The sequence below is a fragment of the Streptomyces sp. SAI-127 genome, from assembly GCF_029894425.1.
Taxonomy (GTDB): domain Bacteria; phylum Actinomycetota; class Actinomycetes; order Streptomycetales; family Streptomycetaceae; genus Streptomyces.
Map to the genome: position 1 here is coordinate 2,311,429 of NZ_JARXYJ010000001.1, position 17,794 is coordinate 2,329,222.

Below are 17,794 nucleotides of genomic sequence, written 5' to 3' on the forward strand. Positions count from 1 at the left end.
GACGTCCTTATACGGGCAGGAAGTTGATCGGGTGACTGTCGGTCGCCCACAGGTACTGGACCGCGTAGGCCCGCCAGGGACGCCAGGCCGCTGCCCGGGCCGTCAGCGCGGCCGGGGTGGAGGGCAGGCCCAACTCCTGGGCCGCGCGGCGGATTCCGAGGTCGGTGGGCAGGAAGGCGTCCGGGTCGCCGAGGGCGCGCATGGCGATGACGTCGACCGTCCAGGGGCCGAAGCCGGGCAGGCCGAGGAGGCGGGTCCGGGTCTCCGTCCAGTCGGTCTCCACGCCCAACTGGAGTGTTCCGTCGGCCAGTTCACCGACCAGGGTGGTGAAGGTCGTGCGGCGGGTGCGGGGCATCGCGAGTGCGGCGGGGTCCACCGCGGCCAGGGCCTCGGGGGACGGGAAGAGGTGCGTCAGGCCGCCCTCGGGGTCGTCGACCGGTTCGCCGTGGGCCGTGACCAGGCGGGCCGCGTGGGTGCGGGCCGCCGCCGTGGAGACCTGCTGCCCCAGCACGGCCCGGACGGCGAACTCCGCCTCGTCGACCGTGCGCGGGACGCGTCGGCCGGGCGCCTTGTCCACCAGGGGCGCCAGGAGCGGGTCCGTGCGCAGCTGGTCGTCGATCGCGACGGGATCGGCGTCCAGGTCGAGCATGCGGCGGCAGCGGCTGATGGCGACGGTCAGGTCGCGCAGGTCGCTCAGCATCAACCGGCAGGCGATGTGGTCGGGCTGGGGTGTGAGGGCCACGATGCCGTGTCCGTACGGCAGCCGCAGCGTGCGGCGGTACGCGCCGTCCCGCCACTCCTCCACCCCCGGGACGGCGGTGGCCGCCAGGTGACCGAAGAGGTTGTCGGGGTTGAGTGGGACGCGGAACGGCAGGCGCAGGGACAGGAAGCCGGGGGTGTCCGGCGTGGACTTCTTCGCGGCGCGGGCGCGCAGGTCGCTCGGCGAGAGCGCGAAGACCTCGCGCACGGTGTCGTTGAAGGTGCGGATCGCGGAGAAGCCGGCCGCGAAGGCGATGTCCGCCATCGGGAGGGCGGTCGTCTCGATGAGGATCCTCGCCGTCTGGGCGCGCTGGGCCCGGGCGAGGGCGAGCGGGCCCGCGCCGAGTTCGGCGAGCAGCTGGCGTTCGATCTGCCGGGCGCTGTAGCCGAGCCGGGCGGCGAGGCCGGGCACGCCCTCGCGGTCGACCACGCCGTCGGCGATCAGCCGCATCGCGCGGGCCACGAGGTCGGCGCGCCGGTTCCACTCCGGGGAGCCGGGACTGGTGTCGGGCCGGCACCGCTTGCAGGCCCGGAATCCCGCCTGCTGGCAGGCCGCGGCGCTCGGGTAGAAGGTCATGTTCTGGGGCTTGGGCGGTACGACCGGACAGCTCGGCCGGCAGTAGATGCGGGTCGTCAGGACCGCCGTGAAGAACCATCCGTCGAACCGTGCGTCCTTGGACTGCACGGCGCGCACACAGCGCTCGGTCTCGGCGTACATCCCCGTCTGCATACGTCCAGCATCGGCCACCGGCCGGGCCCCGGCTGGCGAGAATCCGACATCAACCTCGCGTGCCCTGGAACGGGGCCCGGCCCGATCGCCACGCGGACTCGCGCAGCAGCCGCAGTCCGTTGAGTCCGACGAGGACCGTGGAGCCCTCGTGCCCCGCGACGCCGAGCGGGAGCGGGAGATGGCCGAGGAGGTCCCACAGGACGAGTCCGGTGATGAAGGTCCCCGCGATCACCAGGTTCTGGACGACCAGCCGGCGGGCGGCCCGGGACAGCCGTACGACCGAGGGGACGGTCGCGAGCTCGTCCCGTACGACGACCGCGTCCGCCGTCTCCAGTGCGAGGTCGGAGCCCGCACGGCCCATCGCGATGCCGGAGTGGGCGGCGGCGAGCGCGGGGGCGTCGTTGACCCCGTCCCCGACGAACAGCACCTTGCGTCCGGCGTCCTGAAGCTCTCGTACGGCGTCCACCTTGCCCTCGGGCAGCAGGTCCGCGCGGACGCGCACCAGGCCGGTGGCCTCGGCGACCCGCGCGGCGGCCCGGGCGTTGTCACCGGTGAGCAGGACGGGAGCCGTGCCGGTCAAGGCGGTGAGCGCGGCGGTGGCCGCGGGGGCCTGGGGGCGCAGGCGGTCCGTGAGGGCGAGGGTGCCGAGGGGGACGCCGTCGCCGGTCACCAGGACGACGGTGTCGCCGTCCTCGGTGCCGGGGACGTCCGCGCGAGGCGGGTCGGCACGCAGCCCGTCGACGACCCCCGTCGTCTCGGCATCGGCATCGGGATCCACGCTCTCGGTCACCGGGTCACCCGCGCGCCCGACCCCGATCACTCGCGCCCCGACCACCGCCGTCACCCCGCGCCCGGGCACGGCGACGAAGTCCCGCGCGTCCGCGATCCGCAGCCCCCGCTCCCGCGCCGCCCTCACCACCGCACGCCCCAGCGGATGCTCGCTGGGGTGCTCGGCCGCGGCGGCCAGCGCGAGAAGAGCGTCCGGAGTCAGGCCGCTGCCCGGCAGCGGCCGTACGGCCGAGACCTCCGGCGTCCCCTCCGTCAGCGTCCCCGTCTTGTCCAGGGCTACGGCGTCCACCTCGCCCAGCCGCTCCATCGCGACCGCCGACTTGACCAGGACGCCGTGCCGCCCGGCGTTGGCGATGGCGGACAGCAGGGGCGGCATGGTCGCGAGGACCACCGCGCACGGCGAGGCGACGATCATGAAGGTCATGGCGCGCAGCAGCGCGTCGGTGAGGTCGGCGCCGAAGATCAGTGGCACGCCGAACACGGCGAGCGTGGCGATCACCATCCCCAGCGCGTACCGCTGCTCGACCTTCTCGATGAACAACTGGGTCGGCGCCTTGGTCCGGGAGGCCTCCTCGACCAGGGTCACGATGCGGGCGATCACGGAGTCGGCGGGGTCGCGCTCGACGCGGACGCGCAGCACGCCGGTGCCGTTGAGGGTGCCGGCGAAGACCTCGTCGCCGGGGCCCTTGGTGACCGGGAGGGGTTCGCCGGTGATGGTGGCCTGGTCGGCCTCGCTCGCCCCTTCCAGGACCCGTCCGTCCGCGCCGATGCGCTCGCCCGGCCGGATCAACAGGACGTCGCCCACGGCGAGTTCACTTGTCGGGACCGGTTCCTCGCCGTTCTCCGTCAGCCGGGTCGCCATCGTGGGCGCGAGGTCGAGCAGACCGCGTACCGAGTCGGCGGTGCGGGCGGTGGCCAGAGCCTCCAGCGCGCCGGACGTGGCGAAGATGACGATCAGCAGGGCGCCGTCCCGGACCTGTCCGATCGCGGCCCCGCCCAGCGCGGCGACGATCATCAGCAGGTCGACATCCAGAGTTCTGTCGCGCAGCGCCCTGAGTCCCTCGAGAGCCGGTTCCCAGCCGCCGGTGGCATAGGCGGCCGCGTACAGCGGGCCGTACGCCCACCACGGCAGGCCGCCGAGGTCCAGGGCGAGGGCCACCAGGAAGGCGACGGTCGACGCCAGCGCCCAGCGGGCCTCGGGCAGGGCCAGGACGCGGGTGCGGCGGCGGGGTGCCGGGCCGGCAGGTGAGGGGACACGAGTGGGGGTGAGAGTCGTGGACACCCGAACGACCATACAGGAACACATGAAGACTCATTCATCTGTTCATGTGCCGTGAGTAAGATACCGCCCATGGGTCATGGAGCCGTCACCACCGCGCAGGAAACCGCCGAGCGCGTACGTCTGGACGCGGCCAACGTGGCCAAGGTCGCCACCACCCTCCAGGCCCTGTCCACCCCCTCCCGGCTGCTGATCCTCGCGAGGCTGCGCGAAGGACCGCTGCCGGCCACGGAGTTGGCCGCCGAGGTGGGAATGGAGCAGTCGGCGTGCTCGCACCAGCTGCGGCTGCTGCGCAATCTGGGCCTGGTCGTGGGCGAACGCCGGGGCCGGTCGGTGGTGTACGCGCTGCACGACCACCATGTCGCCGAGCTGCTCGACCAGGCCGTGTACCACGTCGAACATCTGCGGCTCGGGCTCAGTGACGCCACCGAGTGAGCCGAATCGGCGCCTGATGTGGCCGCTGTACGCGGCCGGTGCCGGTCGGCGACTCGCGACGTTCACTGCCACGTCCACCTTCTCGAGCGTGGTGCCGAACTGACCGCGCTCGGCGCAGTCGCGCCGGCCGGGCGCCGACAACTCGACTCAGCGGATGGCAACTCGCGTCGACGACTTCCCCCGGCACGCCGGATCGATGGCATCGCGGCAGCGGAGCGGCACTGCGGCTTCTAGCATGGCACCGTCCTAGGTCCAGTACACGGGAAGCAGGCCGGAGTTGTCCGTCGATGCCGTACTCATTGCTGTGATAGGTGTCTGCGGGACGCTCGCCGCCACCTGGTTGACGCAGAAGCACGCCGACCACACCAAGGAGCGCGAACTGGATCACGCCGAGCGGCAACGTCGCGCCGATTACGAGGATCGTGCACGCGAGGCAGCCCTCAACACCCGGCGGGCATCCTACGTCGCGCTGAACATGCAGTCCCGCCAATACCTCACAGCTATGCGTAACCACGTGCACGCCCTGAAACTGGCGCCGGGTTCAACTCCCGGTATGGACGAGGTGGAAGAGCGCCGGGCCGACTACCGGAACTGCTACGCCGAGGCCCAGATGATTGCCTCCGATGCCGTCCTGGCCACCGCACGCGAGGCCAACGGGGCTCTCAACCAGATGTACGGCGTCCTTAAGAGACTTGAGAACGGCACCGCCGTGGAGGGCGAATCCGCCGAGTCCGCGCGCGCCCTCATCGACGGCACCCGGGAACTGCTGCACGAACTACGGCTCTTGATGCGGTCGGACCTGGGTGTCAGCGACCCCGCTTAGAGTTCGCCTTGTGCTCCTCGCGTTCGAATAACCCACGATTTACGACACTTTCCGCATATCATTGACTTACAATCGCTCGTGTGACTCACACCACAGAGCGCGGCAATGATGCCGCCCCTTCTCAGCCGCTCACTGTCCGCGAACGCGTGACACGCGTCATTCATGGCCGACTGGGTCCAGAGGCCTCGGTCGAGTTCATGGAGGACTTGGCCGGCGGCTACACGGACGCTTCGGTCGCCAAGTGCGATGTCGCCGGGGTCAGGGGCACAGAGCTGGACGGCCAGTTCATCGTGAAGGTCTCCCCCCTGAACGGTGACCAACGGCAGAGCGCCGCCCACGAGCACTTCATCGACGCGCTCGGCGACTTCAGCGATCAGCATGTCCCCAAGCTGGTGCTGTCAGCGGAGGACGACCGGGTCGCCGTCGACCTTTACGAAATCGCCGGTGGAAGTCTCCGTGGTGTGCACGCCGCTGAAGTAGCGGGCAGCGCACAGTTCCAGACCGCGTGCGAGGTCGTCAGTCGCGACCTGCTCGCCGCGCAGCTCATGAGTTCGCCCGGCCGCAAGGTCATGTCGGCCCTTGAGGTCCTCGAGGCCTGGCTGGGCGCCGATTTCCTCAATTCCACGCGCGGCCGTGCCTTACGGGAGGCCCGCGACCTGGCTGGCGTGACCGGCCCTTGGTTCCATTTCGCCGGAGAGGTGCTGCCCGATCCACTGTCCGTCCTCGCCGAGCCCAACGAGCTGACGCAGCAGGTCGAAGCCATCCTCCAGGGAGCCTGCCACGGTGACCTGCACTTGCGGAACATCTTGCTCGACCGCACACGTCGGCACGCCGGCAACTACTGGCTCATCGACGTCAATTGGATGCGCCCGGCTCCTCTCCTCTATGACCAGGCATACCTCGAGACGGCCGCTCTCCTCACCGTTCAGGCGCGGCGCGACCGGAAGGTGTCCTCACAAGTCCTGCTGGAACTGGACGAAGTCGCCGTCAGCGGCATCCTCGAGGTGGACGACGAGCTCTTCGTGGAGGTGGCAAAGAGCATCCGGCGCGGAGCCCGCACGGCTATGCGGGATCACCAACCCAACCGCCAGGACTCCCTCGGCTACCAATACCTCCTTGCCCGGCTTGGCGCGGCACTGAACTACGCCGCCAAACGAATGCCTGAGCCGGAACGCATCACTGCTTTCCATCTGGCCTCATGGACGATCAAGCGAATTCTCAAGGAGTACCACGAGCCACTGTGGTTCCGGACTCTCGAGCGACGGCAGACCTCGCAGACCCCGTCGGTCCGCGAGAGACAGGCGGAGCCTGCCGACCCGGTCGCCGTCCCCGCCGAACTGTCACAACGACTCAAACTCTTCACCACGGACACGCGCAGCGGCTTTGACCGCTTCCTCGTGATCGAGAGCAACGTCTGGCAACCCGATCTGGCACAGCTGGCGACTCAGCGATGGTCAGCGATCGTGGACCTCAACCCAGAGAGCGAGACCAGCGGTCTGGCCGGGCTGGTGACCACGGAAACCGTCGACCATCACATCGTCAGGTTCGGTCTGAACGACGGTGCGGTGACACCCGGGCGGGGGGTCGTCCCCTGGATGATGGCCGATGGCTGGGAAAGGCTGGGCGAGCTGCGGCCGGCCACATTCCGGGAATGGCGGCGCAGCCATCTTCCCGTCGTCCGCCGCCTCTTCGACAAGCAGAGTTCGCTCAGTCCTCACCGCGCCGCCGCCGTGCTGTGTCTGGCAGCCGCCCCGGAGCCGGACGAGCGGACCGAGCGGGTCCTGGAGCACATCGAGGAGTCCTACGAGGAAGTCGACGTACAGACCGTCACTGTCGGAAGCCCCGAGTTCGCTGCTTTGCTCGACGCGCTGGGCAACGCCCGCACCATTGCCCGTGTCATGCCCCCTGCCACGATGCCGGGCAGGGACGGCCCCGTACCCTTCGGGCGGGACGAGTTGGCCCGGCTCTCCGCCGATCTGGAGATGCTGCACTCCCAGGCCCTGAGCAGTCAGCTCAAGGACGAGCCCATCGACGAGTTCTGGCGCGGCCGCCCCGCGAGCTGGCTCGATCTCGATCAGGGCCTCGACGTGCCGCGCGACATCCAGCAGGAACTCGCCACCGACATCAGGTCCGTTCTGGGGAAGCAGGGCTCGGCCACCCTCGAACTGTTCCACTCCCCGGGCGCGGGCGGCACCACGCTGGCCCGGCGCATCGCATGGGACCTGCATCGCGACTACCCTGTGGTCCTGGTGCGCAAGTACAGCCAGGAGACCGTCGAACGGATCGACGACATCTACCGGCACACCGGACGCTCGGTGGTAGTGGTCGCCGAGAGCGCCGACCTCACGCAGAGCGAGAGGGAGAATCTCTATCACCGTCTGCACCAGTGGAACACTCCCGCCGTGGTCCTGTGGGTGACACGGACCAACCGCCGGGTCCCCGGCCATCACAAGTACCACTTGATGGACCCGATGTCGCTCCACGAGGCGTCGGAGTTCCGGCAGAGCTTTCAGATCCGGGCCAGAGATGAGCGAGCTCAGGCGGCCGTGGCGAACCTACGGCCGGGCAACGTACCCGTGCAGCAACTTTCGCCCTTCTTCTTCGGTCTGTCCGCCTTCGAGAAGGACTTCGGCGGCACCCGCGGTTACGTCGACAGCCATCTGAGCAACCTCGGGGAACGTCATCTCCGAGTGGCCAAGTATCTGGCCCTGGTCACCCGGTACGCCCAGACAGGACTGCCATACCCGCTCGTGCGACGGTGGCTCACCGGTAAGTGGGGGGACCTCGCCGCGTCGAACATCGACTACCAGGAGGACCTGCAGAAGGTACTGGGCGAGGACCTGCGCCATCTCGTGGTCGACGACCGCGGTGAACTCCGTCTGCTCCACCCCTTCGTGGCCGAGCATGTCCTTGAGGCGGTGCTGGTGCCCGACGGGCAGCGGCGCTGGCAGTCGCGCCTCGCGGACACGGCCGTCGAGTTCATCGGACAAGTCTGCGGCCATCTCGGCTCCGACAACACGCAGACGCGTCGGATCCTTCAGGACATCTTCATCAGACGGAACCAGTGGTCCGGCGGATCCATGCCCTCGGCGGCCCGCTTTGCGGAGCTCATCCACCAGGTGCCGGTGCGGGACGAGGCATACCGCATCCTCAAGGAGCTGACCCGCAAGTGTCCGTCGGAACCGCACTTCTGGAACCACATGGGCCGGTACCACATTCACGAGATGAAGTACGGCTATCCCGATGCGGAGCAGTACCTCCTCAAGGCCATCGAACTCTCCGAGGGGAAGGATTCCATCCACTTCCACTCGCTCGGCATGGTACGCCGTCTCTGGGTGAAACACCTGCTCGCCAAAGAGACCGCGAACACGGGACAGGTGGAGGAGGCCCTCGATCGGATCCGAAGTCACTACGAAGACGCGCTCGAAGCCTTTGCTGCGGGGCGACGACTCGACTCTGAGGACGAGCACTCGTACGTCACACCCGTCCAGATGATCGTCGATGTGCTAAATCAGCTGGTCCGTATCTCGCCCTACGAGAACTTCCTGGATCTCGTACGCAAGAGCGGGGACGTCGGCGCTTGGGCCGATGAGCAGTTGAGGCTCGCCGAATCCCTGCTCGACCAGCTTGACATGGCACTACCGGGTCATCGCAGAAGCAGTTACCACAACACCTGTGAGCGACAACTGCAAACGCTGCACGGCAACATCGCGAGTCTCGTCAGCCAGTGGCGTTCCCTGATCACCGAATCGCGCCATTCTGGCGCGGCGCTGGTGCTCGCCAGGGCGTTCTTCAGGGAGCAGCAGCAGCAATGGAGCCCCACCGCGGCAGAGGCGTTCCGGTCAGTGGTGGACCTGTACGACTCCGCTTTCGACAACCGTGGCGATCTCAGCGACAGTGACATGCGGACCTGGTTCCGCTGTTACCGAAAGCTCGACGAGTACGACGAACTCAACGCGCTGCAACGCTTCGCCGTGCTGGCCGACTCTCGCAGCGGCAGTCAGGAAGCCCACTACTACCTGTACGTCCTGCGTTTCATGCGGTGGCTGCGCAACGAGGAGCAGAACCAGCAGGAGGTCGAGCGTTATCTCGCGGATTCCAAGCGGCTGGCACGGGACAGTCGTCGGCAGTACAGCTACGAATGGGTCGGGGTCACCGACCCCGAGGATGGCGATCAGCCGCTTCCCACACGCCTCGTACACTTCACGGAACTCGGTGAGCGCAGGCCTGAGCCCGAACTCTGGGAACACTCGGACAAACTGCTCCGCTTGACCGGCGTCATCAAAGAGATCGAGGGTCCGCAATCAGGCTGGATCACGGTCGGTGACGGGCGCATGGCCGCGTTCTTCGTCCCCAAGGAGAAATTCCGCCGCCACAGCGACATCAACAAAGTCGTCGAGTTCTACCTCGGTTTCAGCTACGAGGGATTGCGAGCCTGGTGTGTGGACTTCGCGACACCTTCTGCCATGAGCCGCCGTCCCCATGTCGCCGACGACACCAAGCTGCCCCTGTCCGTTCCCATTCCTGCACCCACTGCACCTACCCAGCCCCGCGAGGAGCCGATCCGCCCCCGTGTGGTCCGACAGGGCCCTACCCGCCCCTCCGCACCGACGGCTCCCGCCAAGATCAGCGTGCGGGCGCGCGAGATGGCCGCCAGGAACGAGGAAGGGGCCTACCGCTTCCTGCTCCGCTCCCTTCTGCAGCAAAGGTCCGCGGACAGTCCTGTCACCTCTCTGCAGGTAGGAACAGCGTTGCAGGACACCTTCGGCCACCAGAGTTACATCCGAATGCTGGCAGGCGGGAAACTGCGTGGCCTTCTGCTACGCCTCGGATTCCTTCTCGAGGACGCAGCGAATGGTCAATTCAATGTCGTGAGCGGGGGGACGGAGGGTGGCGGCGCGGGAACCGGCAACCAGGTCATGTGATCCCAGGACATGGATCACCACAGACAGATAACCGGATGACAGGGGGCGTGGGGAGGCCCGCACCGCGGGTCTCCCCACCCGACGGGTTGTTATGTGGTCGCCGTCGGCCGCCGTGAGGCCGCCGTCGCCCGGGCCACATCCGTCAGCGGGCGCAGCCGATACGTGTACGCGTAGTCCCGGTTGGGGAACAGCTTGTACTCGTCGTGGGTGTGCGCGCCCCAGCTGTTGTCGCCGCCGACGCCCATCTGCCGGTGGTTCACCCGCAGGACGACCGCGTCGCGCGGGGCGAGCTGGTAGTCGTGGCGCACCCCGCCGGACAGGTCCTCCGGGGTGAAGTGCGAGGCGTTGACCTCCAGGAGGGGCTCACCGGAGACCAGCAGTCCCACGCCATCGCGGCCGGTCAGGGCGGCCCATCGGACGTCGGTCTTGTTGCCGTTCTCCTGCGGGCGGATGTAGGGGGTCCGCTGCTCGGCGACGGTCCCGAAGTAGAGCCCCACGTCCGTACCGTTGTTGCGGTCCCAGTGGTTCTCCTCGGGTCCGCGCCCGTAGTAGTGCAGCCGGTCCAGGCGGCGCGGCAGGAACAGGATCGTGCCGACCTCCGGGATGTACGGCAGTGAACTCGCGCCCGGGTGCAGGGTGTTGTCGACCTTGATCTCGCCGTTGCCGAAGACCGTGTAGGTCGTGGTGTACGTCGACTCGGTCGTCGTCGGCAGCGTGCCGCTCACCTTGATCTCGACGGCCCGGTCCCGCAGCGCCCGCACGCCGACGTCGGTCACCTTGCGGTTCGTGCCGGCGTCGCGCCAGGTCTGGTTGCGGGTGTGCTGGCCGTTGCCGTGGTCGTTGTCGGTGGGCGCCCGCCAGAAGTTGGGCACGGGTCCGGAGGTGATCAGGCGGGTGCCGTGGGCCTTGTACGACGTGATGGTCCCGCTGCTCTTGTCGACGGTGACGGAGAAGTCCTTGCCCGTGACGGTGACTTGACCGGAGGCGTCCTCGTACATGAGTGCCGGGACCTTCGCGAGCGGCACCGGGGTCACCGCCGGACTGTCCACGTCGACGGCGAGCTGCTGCTTGGCCACTTCGAAGCCGGCCTTCGCCCAGGGGGTGGACTCCCTGGTGGTGAAGGAGAGTTGGAGGAAGTACTCGGTGCCGGGTGCGGGGGCGCTCGGTAGCTTGTACGGGACGGTGATGTCCTTGCTCGACAGCGGTGCCAGATTCAGCTGCTCCCGTGTCAGTTTCCCGCGCTGCACCACCTTCCCGTCGGCGGAGAGTGTCCAACTTCCGTCGAGTTCCCGGAGGTCGGTGAAGAGGTACTCGTTGGTCAGGGTCACCGACCCGTTCGCGGCCCAGGAGGCGTTTACCGCCTGGTAGATCTGTTTGACCTCGGCGGCCTTGCCGGTGTGGCCGCGGTCGGCGGTGACGATGCCGTCGGCGACGAAGGCTCCGTCGTTGGGGTTGTCGCCCCAGTCGCCGCCGAACGCGAAGAACGTCTTCTGGGCGGGCCGCTTCTCGGTGAGCCCCACGGTCGCCGCGTCGAACCAGAACCGCACACCCTCGTCGCCGGGCCCCCGGCCGTCGGAGGCCAGTTCGGCGGCGCTCAGGGCACGGCCGTACACGCGCGCCCTCCTGATCGTGCCGCTGAACTCCCTTGTGGGGTTGTCGACATCGACGGCCAGCGCGAGGGGCGCGGTGTTGCTGCTGGGCCGCTGTGTGGTGGTCCTGGTCGCCCTGACCTGGCCGTCCACATGGAGGGTCAGCGTGCCCGCGGCCGCGTCGAAGACACCGGCGACGTGGTGTTCCCGACCCGTCCAGTCGTCCGGGAGCGCCCAACTGGCCGTGATCCACTGGCCGCCGCCGTAGATGAAGAACTCCAGTGTCCTTCCGGACTGTTTGAGGGCGTACTGGGTGTCTCCCTTGGCGATGAGCGGTTGGTGATAGCCCGTCACCTTCGGGGTGACCCAGGCCTCCAGGGTCAGCGAGCCGGTGAGGTCGAGGCCCTTGTCGCGGGCGAACACCGTGGCACCGGAGACGCCCTTGCCGCGGTCGAACCTGGCACTCGCGGGCAGGACTTCGCCCTTCAGCGCGCCGGGCCCGCTCTCGGTCAGCAACTGGCGTACCGGTACGGGCTCGGTGAGGGACTGGTCTACGAAGTCCCAGATCCAGCCGCCCTGGAGGACGGGGTAGCGGCGGATGATGTCCCAGTACTTCTTGAAGTTGCCGTTGGAGTTCCCCATCGCGTGGCAGTACTCGATCATCACGTACGGCCGGGTGTCGGAGGTGTCCTTGGCACGCTGCTCGACGCGCGCGGGGCTCTCGTACATCTCCGAGCGGATGTCGCTGATGGTGGGCCGGTCGTCGCCCTCGTACTGGACGACGCGGGTGGTGTCGTACGACTTGATCCAGTCGCGCATGTTGACGAAGGTGCTGCCGCCGCCCGCCTCGTTGCCGAGGGACCAGATCACCACCGAGGCGTGGTTCTTGTCGCGGTGGACCATGTTCTGGGCGCGGGCCACACAGGCCGCGCTCCAGTCGGGGTGGTTGCCCGGGTACTCGCCGCGGATGCCGTGGGTCTCCAGGTTGGTCTCGTCGACGAGATAGAGGCCGTACTCGTCGGCGAGTTCGAGCCACAGCGGGTTGTTGGGGTAGTGGGAGGTGCGGACCGAGTTGATGTTCAGCCGCTTGATGATCGTGATGTCCTTCACGAGGTCCGCGCGGGTGAGTGCGGTGCCGCGGTCGGGGTGCATCTCGTGGCGGTTGGTGCCCCGGAAGGAGACGGGTCTGCCGTTGATGCGCATCAGCCCGTCCTTCAGGGCGAACTCACGCAGGCCGACGCGGTGCGACAGCGTCTCGATCACCTTGCCCGCGGGGTCGCGCAGCCGCAGGACGGCGGTGTAGAGGTTCGGATGTTCGGCCGACCACAGCTTCGGGGCGGGCACCGCCTTGGCCGCCTGTACGGTCGTCTCGTCGCCGGCGTCGAGTGCGACGGCCTGCTGGAGGGGGCGGGACCAGACCGCGTGGCCGCCCGAGTCGTACAGCTGTGTCTCGACCGTGTAGCGGCCCTGGTTGCCGCCGCCGTAGTCGCGCACGCTCGCGGTGACCGAGAGTTCGGCGGAGGTGTAGTCGTCGCCGAGCGGGGTGTCCAGCTTGAAGTCGCGCAGGTGGACGGCCGGGGTGGAGTAGAGATAGACCGAGCGGAAGATGCCGCTCAGCCGGATCATGTCCTGGTCCTCCAGCCAGTCGCCGTCGGAGTAGCGGTAGACCTCGACCGCGATCTGGTTCGTGCCCGGCTTGAGGTGCGGGGTGATGTCGTACTCGGCGGGCGTGCAGGAGTCCTCGTGGTAGCCGACGAGTTCACCGTTGATCCACACGTAATGGGCGGACTTGACGCCCTCGAAGTGCAGGAAGGTCCGCCGCCCCGACCAGTCCTTCGGGACGGTAAAGGTGCGTCTGTACTGGCCGACGGGGTTGTAGCGGGTCGGGGCGGCGGGCGGCTGCGCCTCCTCGCCGAGGCCGTTGGGGCCCCACCAGGGGTAGGTGATGTTGACGTAGATCGGGAAGTCGTAGCCATGCACCTGCCATACCGAGGGGACGGGAATGGTGTCCCAGTCCGTGTCGTCCACGTCGGTGCGGTAGAAGTCGGTGTCGCGGTCGGCGGGGCGGTCGGCGTAGGCGAACTTCCACTTGCCGTCGAGGCTCAGCCGGTACGGCGAGCGGGTGCGGTCGGCGGCGAGCGCCTGGCCGACATTGGCGTACGGCATGAGGGTGGTGTGCGGGGGCTGGGTGCCCACCCGGAAGAGATCGATGGCGCCGTTCCACTCCGGGGCGCCCTCCGCCGCGTGGCCGCGACCGGCCAGGGGACCGGAGGAGAGGGCGAGGGCGCCGAGGACGGCCGCCCCCGACTCCAGCAGACGCCGGCGGCTGATGGGGGCAGGCAGATACGGGTGGGGCATCGGTGGAACCTTCCTCGGGACGACAGTGCGGTGTACGTACTGAGGGAGCGTCAATTCCTGTGCGCTATTGGTGACTTTGCGGCTCAGGATGCGACTCAACCTAGATCCCGAAGACGTGCGAGGCAATGACCCTGTCGGACTTTGTGGGGTCCTGAGGACATCACGACATGCTGCACCCCCGCATGCCCTCACGCGGGGGTGCCGTGGGATGCCGTGTGCCCTGCTGTCAGCTGGTGGCCGGCAAGGAGGGCAGTCCGCCGCCGAGGAGCCCGGTGACGGCTCCGACCACGCTGCCCAGGAGGCCGGTGACCGAGCCCACCACACCGCCCAGATCCAGCGAGGTCAGTGACTTGAGCAGGTCGTCGACCGCGGACTGGAGCAAGGCCAGGAGGTCGGAGACCGGGTCGGCCGCCGCCGCGGACCGGTCCGTGTCGCTCAGCTTCCGCAGCTGCTCCTGGACCTCGGCGTTCGCCGCCTCCACCGCCTTCGCGTGGGCGGCCGCCTCGCTCGCGTCGAGGTGGGTGCCGTCCAGGGCGGTGAGGTCGGTGACGGCGTCCAGGAGGGGCTGGAGGACGCTGCCGTGCGCGGAGCGGTCCAGTGCGTCGAGGCGGTCCGTCAGGGTGTCCGTGTCGTCGGTGCCGTACCAGGCGGCCGTCTGAGCCACACCGTGGTCCGACGCGCCGCGGCCTGCGTCGACGACGGCGGCCGCGGTGCCGACCGGGCCGAGGATCAGCGCGGTACAGACCAGCGTCGGCAGGAGGAGGCCGCGGGAGACGAGGGGGCGCATGCGGGGGTCCTTTCGAAGTCCTTCTTTGGGCCCACCGTGAGAATCTCCCCCGCACCGCGCAACCGGTCACGGGTCCCAGACTCGGACGAGCATCGCGCCGAGACGCCTCTGACCAGCGACTTTCCCGCCCTGCACCCCCGCTTTCGACGCCCGCGGCCATTCGGCCGTAAGAGGAGGAGCCCGGCGAGGTCAGTCGACCTGCCGCACGAACGCCTGGTAGGCCTTCTCGTCGAACAGCACGAACCGGGCCTCCTCGACCGCGGTCTGGGTCTCCCGTACGGTCTCCACCGCGATCCGGGCGGCGTCGTCGATCGGCCAGCCGTAGATGCCGGCGGAGACGGCCGGGAAGGCGACGGTCCGAGCGCCCAGTTCGTCGGCGACGCGCAGGGACTCCCGGTAGCAGGAGGCCAGCAGCTCCGAGCGGTCCTCCTCCTGGCTGTGGCGGGGGCCGACGGTGTGGATCACCCAGCGCGCGTCCAGATCGCCCGCGGTGGTGGCGACCGCCTTGCCGGTGGGGAGCCCCTTGCCGTAGTGACCGGCGCGCAGCTTGCGGCAGTCCGCCAGGATCGCGGGGCCGCCGCGGCGGTGGATGGCGCCGTCGACTCCTCCCCCGCCGAGGAGGGAGGAATTCGCGGCGTTGACGATCGCGTCTGCGCTCTCTCGGGTGATGTCGCCCTGGACAAGCCTGATGGTGGTCATGACCGCCACTCTTCCAGCCCGCGCCGTCGGACGCCTCGCACGAGGTGTCCTCGTGCCGGGTGATCAGCCGGAGGCTGTTGTCGCCCCCGGTGCGTCGAGTCCCGCGAGGCCCAGCAGCAGAGACTTGACCTCCGTGGCCGCGTACACCTCCTTGGCCCGCTCCGGCTCCGAACACAGCAGTACGGGGCCGTAGCCGGCGTCCGCGGGCAGCCGGCCGTGGCTGCCGCGGACGCCCGACGGATCCAGCGGAACCGTCTGGATCCGATAGCGGAAACCGAGCTTCTTGCGGGCGACCTGACCGACGGCGCGCAGCTTCACCGCCGGGACCTCCTCGTCGTAGAGGAGTTCGGCGGGGTCGTAGCCGGGCTTGCGGTGGATCTCGACCTGGCGGGCGAAATCGGGTGCTCGTTCGTCGTCGAGCCAGTAGTAGTAGGTGAACCAGGCGTCGTGATCGGCGATCGCGACCAGCTCACCGGAGCGCTCGTGGTCGAGGCCGTGTGCCCGCTTGCCCTCGGCGTCCAACACCTGGCCCACGCCGTCGAGTTCACGGACGATCTTCGCGACCGCCTCCGTGTCGGCCCGGTCTTTGACGTACACATGAGCGAGCTGGTGGTCGGCGACCGCGAAGGCGCGGGAGGTCCAGGGGTCGAGGTACTCCATACCGTCCTGGGTGTGGACTTCGAGGAGTCCGGCCCGGCGCAGGGCGCGGTTGATGTCGACCGGGCGGGAGGCGGGCGCGATGCCGTACTCGCTGAGCGCGACGACGGTGGCGCCCGCTTCGAGGAAGTGGTCGATCAACGGGCGCAGAGCGTCGTCGAGTTGGCGCGCGGCACGGATTGTGGCCGGTGAGTCGGGGCCGGAGCGCTGGGGTTCGTAGTCGAGGTGCGGGATGTAGACGAGGGTGAGGTCGGGATGCTTCTCGTCGAAGATCTGTCGGGCGGCGGCCAGGATCCACTGGGTGGAGGGCATGCCCGCGTTCGGGCCCCAGTAGGTGAAGAGAGGGAACTCTCCGAGTCTGTCGGTGAGTTCGTCGTGCAGGGCGGGGGGCCAGGTGTAGCAGTCGGGTTCCTTGCGGCCGTCGGAGTAGTAGACGGGGCGCGGGGTGACCGTCCAGTCGACGTCGGCGCCCATCGCGTACCACCAGCAGACGTTGGCCACCTTGTAGTCGGGGTCCTGGGCGCGGGCCGCGTCCCAGATCTTCTCGCCGCCGACCAGGGCGTTGTGCTGCCGCCACAGCATGACCTCGCCGAGGTCGCGGAAGTACCAGCCGTTGGCCACGACTCCATGGGTGGCGGGGAGTTCGCCGGTCAGGAGGGTGGACTGGACGGTGCAGGTGACGGCGGGGAGCACGGTGTCGAGCCGGGATCGGAAGCCGCGCTCGCCGAGGGCGGAGACGGCAGGCATGTGCTTCAGCAGGTTCGGGGTCAGCCCGACGATGTCGAGCACGACGACACGGCTGGTCATGAGGGGTCCTCCTTGAGGCCGATCGCGGTCAGCCGGGCGCGGGCCCAGGCGAGTTCGGCGGCGATGCCGACGGACAGGTCGGCAGGGGGGTCGGGCAGGACGGACCAGGTGTAGGTCTCGACCTCGATGTGGTCGCAGCCGGCCGAGGGGCCGCCGAGCAGCCCGGCGAGGACCTGGCCGAGCTGGTCGGTGGTGGTCCGCAGGGGTGGTTCGGGGTCGGTGTGCAGCGGGGCATGGAAGTGGACGCGCCACGGTCCCGTGTCGGCGGGCAGCGCGCCGTCCAGGGCGTCGGGCAGGTCGTCGACCGCGAGGACGTCACCGCCCGTCGACGCTCTCGTCTGGTGCAGGAACCGGGGTTCGGCGAGCCGGCGCAGGGCCCTGCGGGCGGCCGGGTCAGCCGGGTCCGTGGCCTCGACGGCGCAGGACGCCTGGAGCTTGACGACGGGCAGCCCGGCGTCGGCGAGCCGTCGTAGGGCTTCCGCCGGTTCTTCGAACTGCACGGCGAGGTGGCAGGCGTCGAGGCACACACCCAGCCGGTCCGGGTCCAGGCCGCCCAGGTGTCGTACCGCCTGGACCGTGGTCTCCACGACACAACCGGGTTCCGGTTCGAAGCCGACCCGGATACGGCGGCCGGTGCGCTCCTCGACCGCGGCGAGACCGTCGGTCAGCCGCTCCAGGGCACGGCGGGCCCCGTCGGCGCGCGCGGCGGGCCAGGGGGTGCGCCAGGCCAGCGGCAGGGTGGAGATGCTGCCGCGGTCGGCGTCGTCGGGAAGCAGGGCGGCCAGGATCCGGACGCAGTCGAGGGTGTACGTCAGACGCGCCTCGTCGGCCCAGTCGGGGAGGTAGACGTCCTTCTTGACGACCTCACGGTGGAAGCCGGCGTACGGGAAGGCGTTGAGGGTGACGGTCTCCAGTCCGCGCAGCCGCAGTTCGGCCTTGAGTCGCGCCAACGCCCGCTCGTTCTCGGCGAGTTCGGTGACGACTCCCCTGGCCAGCCAGAGTCCGATGCCCAGCCGGTCGACGCCCAGGTGCTCGCGCACGGGCTCGGCGTGGCCGACGAGTTGGGCGATGACGCCGTCGAGGTCCTCGGCCTGATGGACGTTGCTGCAGTAGCCCAGGTGGACGGTGGAGCCGTCCGGGTGCAGGAAGCGCATGAG

At 69.1% G+C, this 17,794-nt stretch carries 10 protein-coding genes; 3 read left to right on the forward strand and 7 right to left on the reverse strand.

Translation table 11 applies throughout. From position 1 onward, the window contains the following. Positions 1-7: 7 nt before the first annotated feature. Together M2157_RS10875 and M2157_RS10880 are read right to left on the reverse strand one after the other, a co-directional pair. Positions 8-1,489, reverse strand: coding sequence for an AlkA N-terminal domain-containing protein (locus M2157_RS10875; protein ID WP_280865128.1), 1,482 nt, complete (start codon positions 1,487-1,489; stop codon positions 8-10). 49 nt (positions 1,490-1,538) lie between these two features. Further along, entirely contained in the window at positions 1,539-3,572 is a 2,034-nt protein-coding gene (locus tag M2157_RS10880) for a heavy metal translocating P-type ATPase (RefSeq protein WP_280865129.1), read from the reverse strand. A 57-nt stretch (positions 3,573-3,629) separates the two neighbouring features. Between M2157_RS10880 and M2157_RS10885 the strand changes: the two genes are divergently transcribed. The 3 genes from M2157_RS10885 (at position 3,630) to M2157_RS10895 (ending at position 9,740) form a co-directional block, all read left to right on the forward strand. Further along, on the forward strand, positions 3,630-3,992 hold the full coding sequence (locus M2157_RS10885; RefSeq protein ID WP_057608409.1) for a metalloregulator ArsR/SmtB family transcription factor: 363 nt from the start codon (positions 3,630-3,632) through the stop codon (positions 3,990-3,992). A 277-nt stretch (positions 3,993-4,269) separates the two neighbouring features. Next, positions 4,270-4,815, forward strand: coding sequence for a hypothetical protein (locus M2157_RS10890; protein ID WP_280861608.1), 546 nt, complete (start codon positions 4,270-4,272; stop codon positions 4,813-4,815). Between the two features lie 80 nt (positions 4,816-4,895). Continuing rightward, positions 4,896-9,740 (forward strand): hypothetical protein, encoded by a 4,845-nt coding sequence (locus M2157_RS10895; RefSeq protein WP_280861609.1) that lies wholly within the window; start codon positions 4,896-4,898, stop codon positions 9,738-9,740. Between the two features lie 89 nt (positions 9,741-9,829). Here the strand turns inward: M2157_RS10895 and M2157_RS10900 are convergent, their stop codons facing one another. From M2157_RS10900 to eboE, 5 genes are all read right to left on the reverse strand, one after another. Next, positions 9,830-13,687 carry a glycoside hydrolase family 2 TIM barrel-domain containing protein gene (locus M2157_RS10900; protein ID WP_280865130.1) on the reverse strand — a complete coding sequence of 1,286 codons (3,858 nt, stop codon included), beginning with the start codon at positions 13,685-13,687 and terminating at the stop codon, positions 9,830-9,832. 226 nt (positions 13,688-13,913) lie between these two features. Further along, entirely contained in the window at positions 13,914-14,474 is a 561-nt protein-coding gene (locus M2157_RS10905) for a hypothetical protein (protein WP_280865131.1), read from the reverse strand. Positions 14,475-14,663: 189 nt separating this feature from the next. Beyond that, positions 14,664-15,173, reverse strand: coding sequence for an O-acetyl-ADP-ribose deacetylase (locus M2157_RS10910; protein ID WP_280865132.1), 510 nt, complete (start codon positions 15,171-15,173; stop codon positions 14,664-14,666). 63 nt (positions 15,174-15,236) lie between these two features. Beyond that, complete coding sequence (locus tag M2157_RS10915) at positions 15,237-16,637, reverse strand: nucleotide pyrophosphatase/phosphodiesterase family protein (RefSeq protein WP_280861613.1); 1,401 nt, start codon at positions 16,635-16,637, stop codon at positions 15,237-15,239. Continuing rightward, on the reverse strand, positions 16,634-17,791 hold the full coding sequence (gene eboE, locus M2157_RS10920; RefSeq protein WP_280861614.1) for a metabolite traffic protein EboE: 1,158 nt from the start codon (positions 17,789-17,791) through the stop codon (positions 16,634-16,636). Before eboE ends, M2157_RS10915 begins: the two co-directional genes overlap by 4 nt. Positions 17,792-17,794 lie beyond the last annotated feature (3 nt).